Genomic DNA, 12,523 nt, shown 5'->3' with positions numbered 1-12,523 from the left:
AGGTCGGGCAGCAGGTCAGGCCGAGGTCGGGACGACGATCCTCAGCCCTTTGAAATAGTCTCGATAGAAGCCCACGTCGCGCGTGATCAGGCCGTCACACTGCATCATGGCGTGGGAGCCGATCAGGAAGTCGGCCACGGTGCGGGTGCGGTTGCCGCCACGCTGGCGGTAGCGGCGCTGCATCTCGCCGGCACGCAGGGCCGACTTGGCCTCCATCGCGTCGAAGCGCAGCCCCATGTCTTCGAGGAACTGGAGCACGTCGGTGCCATCCTTGAAGGCGGTGCAGACTTCCGCCAGCGCGACTTCGCACAGCACGACCGGGCCGACGTGCAGTGCCTGGCGCACGGCCTCGGCGGCGCTGGTGCTGGCGTCGTCGTCGCCGGCGATCAGGTCGATCAGCACGGAAGAGTCGGTGGCGATCAAGGCGTGCCGTCCCCGTTGTCGGGTTCGGGCGGCAGGTAGGGGTCGCCGGGCGCATGGCCGCGGATGGCGCGCATGGCCTCGTCGGTGTTGGCGAAGCCGTCGAGCTTGAAGCGGCCGCGCAGGCGCGAGATCGCGTCATCGACGTTCTTGCGCAGCACGATGCGCCCGCCGTCCAGCTCGACCTTGAGCGTCGTGCCCTTGGTCAGGCCCAGCGCATCGCGGACGGCCTTGGGCAGCGTGATCTGCCCGCGTTCGGCAACAGTGGCTTCCATGGCGCCTCCAGCAAGGGGCTGCGGCCGGTGGGCCGCAGGCTCAGGTATGCATCAAAAAGTATGCATCGATTCTACATACCTGGTGCCGGCTCTTCAAGCCGGATGCGTCACTGCGCGGTGCCGGTCGTGATGCCCAGGCCATTGCGCGCCGCGGCGGCGGCTTCGGCCTCGGGGTCGTTGATGCGGGCGGCTTTCGCTTCCTCGATCAGCCGGGCCTGCTCGGCGTGGATGCAGTCGTCCAGGATGCGCTGGCCGATCTTGGTGTCCAGCAGCATGGACTTGTTGGCGATCTGGATCATCAGCGTGCGGCCGGTGACGTCTTCCAGGCGCAGCGCGCCGGTGGACGACAGCACGGGCTTCATCGTGAAGACGTGCTTCTGCCACTTCACGTCGATGTAGCCGGCCGCCTTGGGGTGCTTCTCGATCTGCACGGTTTCCTTGAACTCGCAGGCGTAGCCGCCGAGGTAGGCGCGTTCGGCGGCGGCGAGCTGGGCGTCGTCGGCGTCCGCCAGCACGGGCTCGGGCGGGGGCGGCGGGGTCTTCTTCTTGGCGACCTTCGCAGGCTTGGCGGCGGCTTTGGCGGCGGGCTTGGCCACCGGTTTGGCTGCCGGCTTGGCGGCCGGTTTGGCCGTGACTGCGGGCCTGGCCACCGCAGCCTTGGCGGGGGCGGTCTGCGCCAGCGCGGGGAGGGCGGCGCAGAGGATCAGGGCGGCGGCGGCGCCGCGGAGGGAGGTCTGGAACATCGGGTGTGGGGCGAAAGAGGTGGGCGGGTGTCGGGCTGCATTGTCCGGCGCGGTGCGGTGCCGGGCTTGCTCGCTTTACCCGACGGGGGCGGGGAAGAACGCCGACCGGGCGTCGGCGGGCAGGCGGCCGGTGCGCTCGGCGCGCTCCAGCACCGCCCAGAAATAGCGGTAGCTGGCGCGGTCGTGCAGGCGGTCGCGGAAGGCGGTCGGCGCCCACTGGGCGGCCTGGGCGGCGAGCAGCAGTTCGGCGGCCTCGGCGACCTCGTCGGCGGCCGGCGCGAAGGCGTTGATGATGGGGCGGATCTGGTCCGGGTGGATGCTCCACATGCGCGTGTAGCCGAACTCGCGCGCGGCGCGGCGGGTGGCGTCGGCCAGGCGCGCGGTGTCGCGGAACTCGGTGACGACACCGTGCGACGGCACCTTGCCGAAGGCGTGCGCGGCGGCGGCGATCTCCAGCTTGGCGCGCACGACCAGCGGGTGCTCGAACTGCCCCGGCAGCGCCATCGCCGCCTTGGGGATGGCGCCGCCGTGCGCGGAGACGAAGTCCATCAGCCCGAAGGACAGCGATTCGATGCGCGGGTGCGCGGCGATGCGGAACACCTCGCGCAGCGCGCCGTGGGTTTCGATCAGCACCTGCAGCGGCAGCCGGGGCACGCCGTGGCGGTGGCAGGCGGCGTCGATGGCGGCGGCGGCGCGGTCCACGTCGTCGGCGCCCTCGGGCTTGGGGATCATCAGGTAGGCCAGCCGGCGGCCGGCCCGGGCGACCAGCGTGTCCACGTCCGCCTCGAAGGCGGCGTGGCGCCACGGGTGGACGCGGGCGCCGACGCGGCCGAAGCGGTTGGCGGCGCTCGTCGCCAGCTCGGCGATCAGCAGCGCGTGCTCGGCCTCGCCGCCGACCGGGGCGCCGTCCTCGGCGTCCAGCGTGACGTCGAACACGGGGCCGAGTTCGGCCTGCAGTGCCAGGCTTTTGCGCATGCGGGCCTCGACGCCGCAGTAGTGATCGACGACGGGCAGCCGCGGCGGCGTGGCCGCGCCGGGCTCGAACAGCGCGTCGCGTGGGTGGACGTTGGGCGTCATGGGCGGCGGGCGATGAAGAACAGGCGCGGGAAGGCCAGCAGCCGCCGGCCGTCCGCGCGTGGCGGGTAGCTGTCGGCGATGCGCTGCCCGTAGGCGGCGAGGAACTGCGCGCGCTCGGGCTCGGGCAGCGGGTCCACGAAGGGCCGCAGCCCCGTGCCGCTCACCCACTCGACGATGCGCGCGGGCGAGTCCATCGGGTGCTGGTAGGCGGTGCGCCACAGGTCCAGCGCGGCGCTGAGCGGCGCCAGCAGGTCGTAGTAGCCGTCCAGCCCCAGCAGCTCGGTGCGCAGTTGGCGCGTGTCGCCGATCAGCGCGGCGAACGGCGCCTGCGCGGCCAGCTCGCGCATCGCGCGGTGCGTGGGTTCGTCGCGGTTGTCGGGCATCTGCACGGCCAGCACGCCGCCGGGCGCGAGCAGGCCCAGCAGGCGCGGCAGCAGGGTCTCGTGGCCGCCCACCCATTGCAGCGAGGCGTTGGCGTAGATCAGGTCGGGCGCGTCGCCGGGCGTCCAGCCGGCGATGTCGGCCAGCTCGAAGCGGCAGCCGGGCAGGCGCTCGCGGGCGCTGGCCAGCATGGCGGGGGAGTTGTCGATGCCGGTGAGGTCGGCCTCGGGGAAGCGTTCGGCCAGCAGCTGCGTGGAGTTGCCGGGGCCGCAGCCGAGGTCGACGACCCGGCGCGGCGCTTCGAGCGGCACCCGCGCCAGCAGGTCGCGGGCAGGGCGGGTGCGCTCGTCCTCGAAGCGGCGGTAGAGATCGGGGTTCCAGTCCTTCATGCCGCTTCCGGGGTGGCGGGTTTACAGCAGGTGCTTGACGCCGTCCTGCTCGTCCGTCAGTTCCTTCAGGGTCTTGTTGATGCACTCCTGCGAGAACTCGTCGATGGCGATGCCTTCGACGATCTTGTACTCGCCGCCTTCGCAGGTGACCGGGTAGCCGAACATGACGTCCTTCGGGATGCCGTATTCGCCGTTGGACGGGACGCCCATCGTCACCCACTTGCCGTTCGTGCCCAGCGCCCAGTCGCGCATGTGGTCGATGGCGGCGTTGGCGGCCGAGGCGGCCGAGGACAGGCCGCGCGCCGCGATGATGGCGGCGCCGCGCTTGCCGACGGTGGGCAGGAACACGTCACGGTTCCAGGCTTCGTCGTTGATCATGGCCTTGACCGACTGGCCGTCGATCGTGGCGTTGCGGTAGTCGGCGTACATCGTCGGCGAGTGGTTGCCCCACACGGCCAGCTTCTCGATCGCGGCGACGGCCTTGCCGGTCTTGGCGGCCAGCTGCGAGGCGGCGCGGTTGTGGTCCAGGCGCAGCATGGCGGTGAAGTTCTTGGCCGGCAGGTCCGGGGCCGACTTCATCGCGATGTAGGCGTTGGTGTTGGCCGGGTTGCCGACCACCAGCACCTTGACGTTGCGCGAGGCGACGGCGTTCAGCGCCTTGCCCTGGGTCGTGAAGATGGCGCCGTTGACGGCCAGCAGTTCGGCGCGTTCCATGCCCGGGCCGCGCGGGCGCGAGCCGACGAGCAGCGCGTAGTCGGTGTCCTTGAAGGCGGTCATCGGGTCGCTGTGGGCCTCGACGCCGGCCAGCAGCGGGAACGCGCAGTCCTCCAGTTCCATGATCACGCCCTTCAGCGCGTTCTGGGCCTTCTCGTCGGGGATCTCCAGCAGTTGCAGGATGACGGGCTGGTCCTTGCCCAGCATCTCGCCGGAGGCGATGCGGAACAGCAGGGCGTAGCCGATCTGGCCAGCAGCGCCGGTGACGGCGACGCGAACGGGTTTCTTGCTCATGGAGGTCTCCGAGGACAGGGGTTGAAACGGGTGAGTGGGGCGTCGGCAGCGCGGGCGCCGCCCGATGGCGGGCAAGTGTACGGGCTTGCCCTGGCGGCCCCGGGCTCGTGCTGCAATGGCCCCCATGGTCAAAGCTCCCCGGCGCGCTGCGGCGCCGTTGTACGAACAGATCCGCCAGCTCATCGTCAGCGCGCTGGCCGCGGGCGAATGGAAGCCCGGCGACGCGCTGCCCAGCGAGGCTGCGCTGGCCACGCGCTTCGCGGCCAGCCCCGGCACGGTGCGCCGCGCGCTCGACGAGCTGGCGGCCGCCCACGTCGTCGAGCGCCGCCAGGGCGCCGGCACCTTCGTCGCCACGCACACGGCGCCGCGCGACGCCTACCGCTTCCTGCGGCTGGTGGCCGATGGCGGAACGGCCGGTTTCACGCGCCGGCTGCTGCATTGCCGCCGTGCCCGCGCCACGGCCGAGGCGGCGCGGGCGCTGCAGCTGCGCGCGGGCGAGCCGGTCATCGAGGTGCGCCGGCTGCTGCTGCGCGACGGGCGGCCCGTGGTGCTGGACGACCTGTGGCTGCCCGAGCGGCATTTCCAGGGCCTGGCGGCCGAGGTGATCGACGCCTATCCGGGCACGCTGTACGCGCTGTTCGAGGCGCGCTTCGGCGTGCACATGGTGCGCGCCGAGGAGAAGCTGCGCGCGGTGGCCGCCGGCGGCGACGCGGCCGCGCTGCTCGGCCTGCCGCCCGGCAGCCCGCTGCTGAGCGTGGAGCGCGTGGCCTTCACCTACGGCGACCGGCCGGTCGAACTGCGCCGCGGGCTCTACCACACGGAGGCCGACCATTACCGCAACGACTTGAACTGAAGCTGACGATGACGCAGTGCAGCATGCGTGAATTCTTGGGCCTAGAATCGTTCGGTTTCACATTGATTACCCAGGCTCGATCATGACGAACAGCGCCAAGGCAAGACCGGAATTCCGCAACATCCACGTCACGCAAATCGTCAGGTACCGCCTCCCGCCCGCCGGCATCGTCTCCATCCTGCACCGCGTCAGCGGGCTGCTGATGTTCCTGCTGCTGCCCTTCGTGGTCTGGATGCTGGACAACAGCCTCACGTCGGAGATCTCCTTCGAGTCCTTCACCAACGTGTTCGTGGCCGGCGTCGGCGGCCTGCCGGGCTGGTTCATCAAGCTGGTGGCGCTGGCCCTGATCTGGGGCTACCTGCTCCATTTCATCGCCGGCGTGCGCCACCTGTGGATGGACGCCACGCACAGCGTCAGCAAGGCCCAGGGCCACAGCACGGCCGTCGCCACGCTGGGCCTGAGCACGCTGCTGACGCTGGCGCTGGGCGCCAAGCTGTTCGGCCTGTACTGAACCCCACCCCTGCGAAGGAACAACAATGAGCACTTTCGGCTCCAAGCGCCTCGTCGTCGGCGCGCACTACGGCCTGCGGGACTGGCTGGCGCAGCGCGTCACCGCCGTGCTGATGGCCCTGTTCACCCTGGCCCTGCTCGTGCAGGTGCTGATGCCCGGCGAGCCGCTGGGCTATGACCGCTGGGCGGCCATCTTCTCGCAGCAATGGATGAAGGTGCTGACCTTCGTCACCGTCGTCGCGCTGGCCTGGCACGCCTGGGTGGGCGTGCGGGACATCTGGATGGACTACGTGAAGTCCGTCGGCGTGCGGCTGGCCCTGCAAGTGTTTTCTATCGTGTGGCTGCTCGGCTGTGCCGGCTGGGCAATCCAGGTGCTGTGGAGGCTGTGATGACGGCAAAGATTTCGACCCGCAAGTTCGACGTGGTCATCGTCGGAGCCGGTGGCTCCGGCATGCGCGCCTCGCTGCAGCTGGCGCTGGCCGGCCTGAACGTGGCCGTGCTGTCCAAGGTCTTCCCGACCCGCTCGCACACCGTCGCCGCGCAAGGCGGCATCGGCGCCTCGCTGGGCAATATGAGCGAGGACAACTGGCACTACCACTTCTTCGACACCGTCAAGGGCTCGGACTGGCTCGGTGACCAGGACGCCATCGAGTTCATGTGCCGCGAAGCGCCCAAGGTCGTGTACGAGCTGGAGCACTTCGGCATGCCGTTCGACCGCAACGCCGACGGCACCATCTATCAGCGCCCCTTCGGCGGCCACACCGCCAACTACGGCGAGAAGCCCGTGCAGCGCGCCTGCGCCGCCGCCGACCGCACCGGCCACGCGCTGCTGCACACGCTGTACCAGCAGAACGTCAAGGCGCGCACGAACTTCTTCGTCGAGTGGATGGCGCTGGACATCATCCGCGACGCCGAGGGCGACGCCGTCGGCGTGACCGCGCTGGAGATGGAGACCGGCGAGGTCCACATCCTGCACGCCAAGACCGTGCTGCTGGCCACCGGCGGCGCCGGCCGCATCTTCGCGGCCAGCACCAATGCCTTCATCAACACCGGCGACGGCCTGGGCATGGCGGCGCGCGCCGGCATCCCGCTGGAAGACATGGAGTTCTGGCAGTTCCACCCGACCGGCGTGGCCGGCGCGGGCGTGCTGCTGACCGAGGGTTGCCGCGGCGAGGGCGCGATCCTGCGCAACAGCAACGGCGAGCGCTTCATGGAGCGCTACGCGCCGACGCTGAAGGACCTGGCGCCGCGCGACTTCGTGTCCCGCTCGATGGACCAGGAGATCAAGGAAGGTCGCGGCTGCGGTCCCAACAAGGACTACGTGCTGCTGGACATGACCCACCTCGGCGCCGAGACCATCGCCAAGCGCCTGCCCTCGGTGCTGGAGATCGGCCACAACTTCGCCAACGTCGACATCACGAAGGAACCCATCCCCGTCGTGCCGACCATCCACTACCAGATGGGCGGCATCCCGACGAATGTGCATGGCCAGGTGGTGATCCCGCGCAACGGCAGGCACAACGACATCATCAACGGCCTCTACGCGGTGGGCGAGTGCTCCTGCGTGTCGGTGCATGGCGCCAACCGCCTGGGCACCAACTCGCTGCTGGACCTGGTGGTCTTCGGCCGTGCGGCCGGCAACCACATCGTCGACTTCAACCTGAAGACGAAGTCGCACAAGGAGCTGCCCAAGGACGCTGCCGACCGCACGCTGGCCCGCCTGGCGCGGCTGGAGTCGGCCACCAGCGGCGAGTACGCGCAGAACGTCGCCAACGACATCCGCTCGACCATGCAGAAGCATGCCGGCGTGTTCCGCACGCAGGCCTCGATGGACGAGGGCGTGCGCAAGATCAAGGAAGTCGCCGCGCGCGTCGGCGGCATCGGCCTGAAGGACAAGTCCAAGGTCTTCAACACCGAGCGCGTCGAGGCGCTGGAAGTCGAGAACCTCATCGAAGCCGCCCAGGCGACGATGATCTCTGCCGCCGCCCGGCCCGAGAGCCGGGGCGCCCACGCGCACAACGACTACCCGAACCGCGACGACGCGAACTGGATGAAGCACACGCTCTGGTACTCCGAAGGCAACCGCCTGGACTACAAGCCGGTCAATCTTCAGCCGCTCACGGTCGAATCCGTGCCTCCCAAAGTTCGCACCTTCTGAGTCAGCCATGAAGCGCACCTTCCAGATCTACCGCTACGACCCCGACAAGGACGCCAAGCCCTACATGCAGACCCTCGAGATCGAACTCGACGGTCACGAGCGCATGCTGCTGGACGCCCTGGTCAAGCTGAAGGCCGTGGACCCGACGCTGTCCTTCCGCCGCTCCTGCCGCGAAGGCGTGTGCGGCTCGGACGCGATGAACATCAACGGCAAGAACGGCCTGGCCTGCCTGACGAACATGCGCACGCTGCCGGGCGTCATCACGCTGAAGCCGCTGCCGGGCCTGCCCGTCGTGCGCGACCTGATCGTCGACATGACGCAGTTCTTCAAGCAGTACCACTCGATCAAGCCCTACCTCGTCAACGACAACCCGCCGCCCGAGAAGGAGCGCCTGCAGTCGCCCGTCGAGCGCGAGGAGCTGGACGGCCTGTACGAATGCATCCTGTGCGCGAGCTGCTCGACGAGCTGCCCCAGCTTCTGGTGGAACCCCGACAAGTTCGTCGGCCCCGCCGGCCTGCTGCAGGCCTACCGCTTCATCGCCGACAGCCGCGACGAAGCCACGGCCGAGCGCCTGGACAACCTCGAAGACCCCTACCGCCTGTTCCGCTGCCACACCATCATGAACTGCGTGGACGTCTGCCCCAAGGGCCTGAACCCCACGAAGGCCATCGGCAAGATCAAGGAACTGATGGTCCGCCGCGCGGTCTGACGACGATGGCGCAGGCACAGGCCCCGATGATCGACGAACGCGCGCTGTCCAAGCTGCGCTGGCGCTGCCGCCGGGGCCTGCTCGAGAACGACTTGTTCATCGAGCGCTTCTTCAACCGTCATCCGCACGGCGTCACCACGCTCCAGGCCGATGGCCTGACGGCGCTGATGGACCTGGCCGACAACGACCTTTTGGACCTGCTGCTGCGCCGCAAGGAGCCCAGTGGTGAAATCGACACCGCTGCGGTGCGGGGCGTGCTCGCCGACCTGCGCACCTGACATCCGTTTTTCAAAGCCTCAAAGGACTGCACCATGACCCCGTCCGACGTGAAAGCCACCCTGTCGTTCTCCGACGGCAGCCCCTCGATGGACCTGCCCCTGTACAAGGGCAGCATCGGCCCGGATGTCATCGACATCCGCAAGCTCTACGGCCAGACCGGCAAGTTCACCTACGACCCGGGCTTCCTGAGCACCGCGTCGTGCAATTCCACGATCACCTACATCGACGGCGACAAGGGCGAGCTGCTGTACCGCGGCTACCCCATCGAGCAGCTCGCGGTGAACTGCGACTACCTCGAGACCTGCTACCTGCTGCTGTACGGGGAACTGCCCAACGAGAGCCAGAAGGCCGACTTCGAGAACCGCGTCACCCATCACACGATGGTCAACGAGCAGATGCAGTTCTTCCTGCGCGGCTTCCGCCGCGACGCCCACCCGATGGCCGTCATGACCGGCCTGGTCGGCGCGCTGTCGGCCTTCTATCACGACAGCACCGACATCAATAACCCCGAGCACCGCGAGATCGCGGCGATCCGGCTGATCGCCAAGATGCCGACGCTGGTGGCCATGGCCTACAAGTACACCATCGGCCAGCCCTACATCTACCCGAAGAACGACCTGTCCTACGCCGGCAACTTCATGCGCATGATGTTCGCCACGCCGTGCGAGGAGTACAAGCCCAACGACGTGCTGGTGCGCGCGATGGACCGCATCTTCACGCTGCACGCCGACCACGAGCAGAACGCGTCGACTTCGACCGTGCGGCTGTGCGGCTCGTCGGGCACCAACCCGTTCGCGGCCATCGCGGCTGGCGTGGCCTGCCTGTGGGGCCCCGCGCACGGCGGCGCCAACGAGGCCTGCCTGAACATGCTGGGCGACATTCAGAAGCAGGGCGGCGTCGCGCGGATCGGCGACTTCATCAGCAAGGTCAAGGACAAGAACTCCGGCGTCAAGCTGATGGGCTTCGGCCACCGCGTCTACAAGAACTACGACCCGCGCGCCAAGCTGATGCGCGAGACCTGCCACGAGGTGCTGGCCGAGCTGGGCCTGCAGAACGACCCGCTGTTCGAGCTGGCGATGAAGCTGGAGCAGATCGCGCTGGAGGACGAGTACTTCGTCGCCCGCAAGCTCTACCCGAACGTGGACTTCTACTCGGGCATCGTGCAGCGCGCCATCGGCATCCCGGTGCCGCTGTTCACCGCCATCTTCGCGCTGGCCCGCACGGTGGGCTGGATCGCCCAGCTCAATGAGATGATCGGCGACCCCGAATACAAGATCGGCCGCCCGCGCCAGCTGTTCGTCGGCGCGACGCCGCGCGACGTCAGGCCCATCGCCCAGCGCTGATCCGCCGGTTGCCGCCTCACCGCGAACCCCTCGGTGCCCCCGAGGGGTTCTTTCATTGGGAGCCCCGATGACCCGACCAGAGATCCTCATCCTCGGCAGCGTCAACCGCGACCTCATCGTCCATGCGCCGCGCCTGCCGCTGCCGGGCGAGACGCTGCGCGGCCAGCGCTTCGGCTCCTGCCTGGGCGGCAAGGGCGCGAACCAGGCGGTGGCCGCGGCGCGCCTGGGCGCGCGCGTGGCGCTGGCGGCGCGCGTCGGGCTGCAGGAGAACGGCGCGGCGCTGGTGGCGCAGCTGGTGGCGGAGGGCGTCGACACGCGCGCCGTCGTCCAGCCGGCCGACGAGGCGCCCGGCGTCGCGCTGATCGTCGTCGGCGCCGAGGACGCCGAGAACCAGATCGTCACCGTGGCCGGCTCCAACGGCACGCTGCCGCTGGCGCAGGTCGAGGCGCTGGACATGGCCGGCCTGCGCTGGCTGGTGGCGCAGCAGGAGCTGCCGCTGCAGAGCATCGCCCGCGCCTTCGAGCGTGCGCATGCGGCCGGCGCGAAGACCGTGCTCAACGCGGCGCCGTACCGGCCCGGCTGCGAGCGGCTGCTGCCGCTGGTGGACCTGCTGGTCGTCAACGCGTTGGAGGCGCAGGCGCTGATGGCGACGCTGGGCGGCGCCGCGGCCACGCCCGAAGCGCTGGCCGACGCGCTGCGCCGGCAAGGCCCGGCGGCGGTGCTGGTGTCGCTGGGCGGCGATGGCCTGTGCTGGGCCGATGCCGACGGCCCGCGCCGCGTGCCGGCCCGTGCGGTGAAGGCCGTGGACACCGTGGGGGCGGGCGACACGCTGGTCGGCGCGCTGGTGACGGCGCTGGCCGAAGGCCGCCCCGTCGCCGCCGCGCTCGCGTTCGCGCTGGCCGCCGCCGCGCTGGCCGTGTCCCGCGCCGGCGTGCAGGACGCGATGCCGCGCCGCGCCGAAGTCGAAGCACTGTTGAACCTGAACCCGGCCGCCGGCAGCTCGCCACTCATCGACAGTCCGGATAGAGCCTGAAGGAGAACCCCCATGAGCCCCACCCTGCTGCTGCCCCGCTGGCTGCTGACGATGAAGCCCGGCGAGGGCGTGCTGGAAGACCATGCGCTGCTGATCGACGGCGAGCGCATCGCCGCCGTCGGCCCGCGCGACGCGCTGCTGGCGCAGTACCCGCAGGCCGAGCGTGTCGAGCTGCCCGGGCAGATCCTGATCCCCGGCCTCATCAACGGCCATGCGCACTCGGCCATGACGCTGCTGCGCGGCGTCGCCGACGACGTGCCGCTGATGGACTGGCTGCAGAACCACATCTGGCCGCTGGAGAAGCGCTGGGTTAGCGAGGACTGGACCTACCTCGGCAGCAAGCTCGCCGCCGCCGAGGGCCTGCGCAGCGGCACGACCTACATCAACGACATGTATTTCTTCCCGACCGCGATGGCCCGCGCCGCCGTGGACTCGGGCGTGCGCGCCGCGGTGTCGATGAACGTCATCGACTTCCCGACCGGCTATGCCTCCGGCCCGGACGACTACATCGCCAAGGGCGTGGCCGCCTACGAGCAGTTCAAGGGCGAGGCGCTGCTGGACTGGACGAGCGCGCCGCATGCGCCGTACACCGTGTCGGACGAGACCTTCGTCAAGCTGCGCGAGCTGGCCGAGCGGCTCGACATCCAGATGCACTGCCACATCCACGAGACGGCGGGCGAGGTGTCGGACGGCGTCAAGCAGCACGGCGTGCGCCCCATCGAGCGGCTCGATAGGCTGGGCCTGTTCAGCGAACGCATGATCGCCGTCCACATGGTCCACCTCGACGAGACCGAGATCGAGCTGATGGCGAGGAAGGGCGCGCACCTGGTCCACAACCCGAACTCCAACCTGAAGCTGGCCTCGGGCGTGATGCCCTTGAAGGCGCTGGAGGCCGCGGGCGTCAACACCATCCTCGGCACGGACGGCGCGGCGTCCAACAACCGGCTCGACATGTTCGGCGAGATCCGCTCGGCCGCGCTGCTGGCCAAGGGCGTCACCGGCGACCCGACCGTGGCCTCGGCGCGCACCGCGCTGGAGATGGCGACGATCCGCGCCGCCAAGGCCATGGGCCGCGGCGACGACCTCGGCTCGCTGGAGGCCGGCAAGCTGGCCGACTGCGTGGCCGTGTCGCTGGACGGCGTCGAATGCCAGCCGGTCTACAACGTGGCGGCGCAGCTGGTCTACGTGGCCGGCCGCGAGCATGTCAGCAACGTCTGGGTCGGCGGCCGCCAGGTGCTGCGCGAGCGCCAGCCGACCACGATCGACGTGCCCGCGCTGCTGGCCGAGGTGCGCGACGTGGTCGGCCGCATGCAGAAAGGCTGAAGGGCCGGGCGTCGGGCCGGGG

General features: G+C 69.8%; 15 protein-coding genes. 9 read left to right on the top strand and 6 right to left on the bottom strand.

Annotated elements, in window-relative coordinates; translation table 11 throughout:
• Positions 1 to 15 precede the first annotated feature (15 nt).
• From QM788_RS16600 to QM788_RS16575, 6 genes are all read right to left on the bottom strand, one after another.
• Positions 16 to 423 carry a type II toxin-antitoxin system VapC family toxin gene (locus tag QM788_RS16600; RefSeq protein WP_415662562.1) on the bottom strand — a complete coding sequence of 136 codons (408 nt, stop codon included), beginning with the start codon at positions 421 to 423 and terminating at the stop codon, positions 16 to 18.
• On the bottom strand, positions 420 to 695 hold the full coding sequence (locus QM788_RS16595; RefSeq protein WP_415662561.1) for an AbrB/MazE/SpoVT family DNA-binding domain-containing protein: 276 nt from the start codon (positions 693 to 695) through the stop codon (positions 420 to 422). Before QM788_RS16595 ends, QM788_RS16600 begins: the two co-directional genes overlap by 4 nt.
• A 107-nt stretch (positions 696 to 802) precedes the next feature.
• Positions 803 to 1,438 (bottom strand): hypothetical protein, encoded by a 636-nt coding sequence (locus QM788_RS16590; RefSeq protein ID WP_415662560.1) that lies wholly within the window; start codon positions 1,436 to 1,438, stop codon positions 803 to 805.
• 75 nt (positions 1,439 to 1,513) lie between these two features.
• On the bottom strand, positions 1,514 to 2,515 hold the full coding sequence (locus tag QM788_RS16585; RefSeq protein WP_415662559.1) for an HpcH/HpaI aldolase/citrate lyase family protein: 1,002 nt from the start codon (positions 2,513 to 2,515) through the stop codon (positions 1,514 to 1,516).
• Positions 2,512 to 3,285, bottom strand: a complete 774-nt coding sequence (tam, locus tag QM788_RS16580) for a trans-aconitate 2-methyltransferase (protein WP_415662558.1) — start codon at positions 3,283 to 3,285, stop codon at positions 2,512 to 2,514. The genes QM788_RS16585 and tam overlap by 4 nt, the downstream gene beginning before the upstream one ends.
• Positions 3,286 to 3,306: 21 nt before the next feature.
• On the bottom strand, positions 3,307 to 4,293 hold the full coding sequence (locus QM788_RS16575) for a malate dehydrogenase (protein ID WP_415662557.1): 987 nt from the start codon (positions 4,291 to 4,293) through the stop codon (positions 3,307 to 3,309).
• 115 nt (positions 4,294 to 4,408) lie between these two features.
• Between QM788_RS16575 and QM788_RS16570 the strand changes: the two genes are divergently transcribed.
• The 9 genes from QM788_RS16570 (at position 4,409) to QM788_RS16530 (ending at position 12,501) form a co-directional block, all read left to right on the top strand.
• The gene (locus QM788_RS16570) at positions 4,409 to 5,146 is read left to right on the top strand and encodes a GntR family transcriptional regulator (protein ID WP_415662556.1); all 738 of its coding nucleotides are present in this window, start codon (positions 4,409 to 4,411) and stop codon (positions 5,144 to 5,146) included.
• Between the two features lie 82 nt (positions 5,147 to 5,228).
• Complete coding sequence (gene sdhC / locus QM788_RS16565) at positions 5,229 to 5,657, top strand: succinate dehydrogenase, cytochrome b556 subunit (protein WP_415662555.1); 429 nt, start codon at positions 5,229 to 5,231, stop codon at positions 5,655 to 5,657.
• A 25-nt stretch (positions 5,658 to 5,682) separates the two neighbouring features.
• Entirely contained in the window at positions 5,683 to 6,045 is a 363-nt protein-coding gene (gene sdhD, locus QM788_RS16560; RefSeq protein WP_415662554.1) for a succinate dehydrogenase, hydrophobic membrane anchor protein, read from the top strand.
• Positions 6,045 to 7,814 (top strand): succinate dehydrogenase flavoprotein subunit, encoded by a 1,770-nt coding sequence (sdhA, locus tag QM788_RS16555; protein ID WP_415662553.1) that lies wholly within the window; start codon positions 6,045 to 6,047, stop codon positions 7,812 to 7,814. The genes sdhD and sdhA overlap by 1 nt, the downstream gene beginning before the upstream one ends.
• Before the next feature lie 7 nt (positions 7,815 to 7,821).
• Entirely contained in the window at positions 7,822 to 8,523 is a 702-nt protein-coding gene (locus QM788_RS16550; protein WP_415662552.1) for a succinate dehydrogenase iron-sulfur subunit, read from the top strand.
• A gap of 26 nt (positions 8,524 to 8,549) precedes the next feature.
• Positions 8,550 to 8,801: a succinate dehydrogenase assembly factor 2 gene (locus QM788_RS16545; protein ID WP_415662551.1), complete on the top strand. Its 252-nt coding sequence runs from the start codon at positions 8,550 to 8,552 to the stop codon at positions 8,799 to 8,801.
• Between the two features lie 33 nt (positions 8,802 to 8,834).
• On the top strand, positions 8,835 to 10,145 hold the full coding sequence (gltA, locus tag QM788_RS16540) for a citrate synthase (RefSeq protein ID WP_415662550.1): 1,311 nt from the start codon (positions 8,835 to 8,837) through the stop codon (positions 10,143 to 10,145).
• A gap of 67 nt (positions 10,146 to 10,212) precedes the next feature.
• Positions 10,213 to 11,178 carry a ribokinase gene (locus tag QM788_RS16535; RefSeq protein WP_415662549.1) on the top strand — a complete coding sequence of 322 codons (966 nt, stop codon included), beginning with the start codon at positions 10,213 to 10,215 and terminating at the stop codon, positions 11,176 to 11,178.
• Between the two features lie 12 nt (positions 11,179 to 11,190).
• The gene (locus QM788_RS16530) at positions 11,191 to 12,501 is read left to right on the top strand and encodes a TRZ/ATZ family hydrolase (protein WP_415662548.1); all 1,311 of its coding nucleotides are present in this window, start codon (positions 11,191 to 11,193) and stop codon (positions 12,499 to 12,501) included.
• The last annotated feature ends 22 nt before the right edge of the window (positions 12,502 to 12,523 follow it).

Origin of the sequence: Roseateles sp., from assembly GCF_047654785.1 — a bacterium.
Taxonomy (GTDB): Bacteria; Pseudomonadota; Gammaproteobacteria; order Burkholderiales; family Burkholderiaceae_C; genus Pelomonas.
This window is presented reverse-complemented; position numbering and strand designations above follow the sequence as displayed.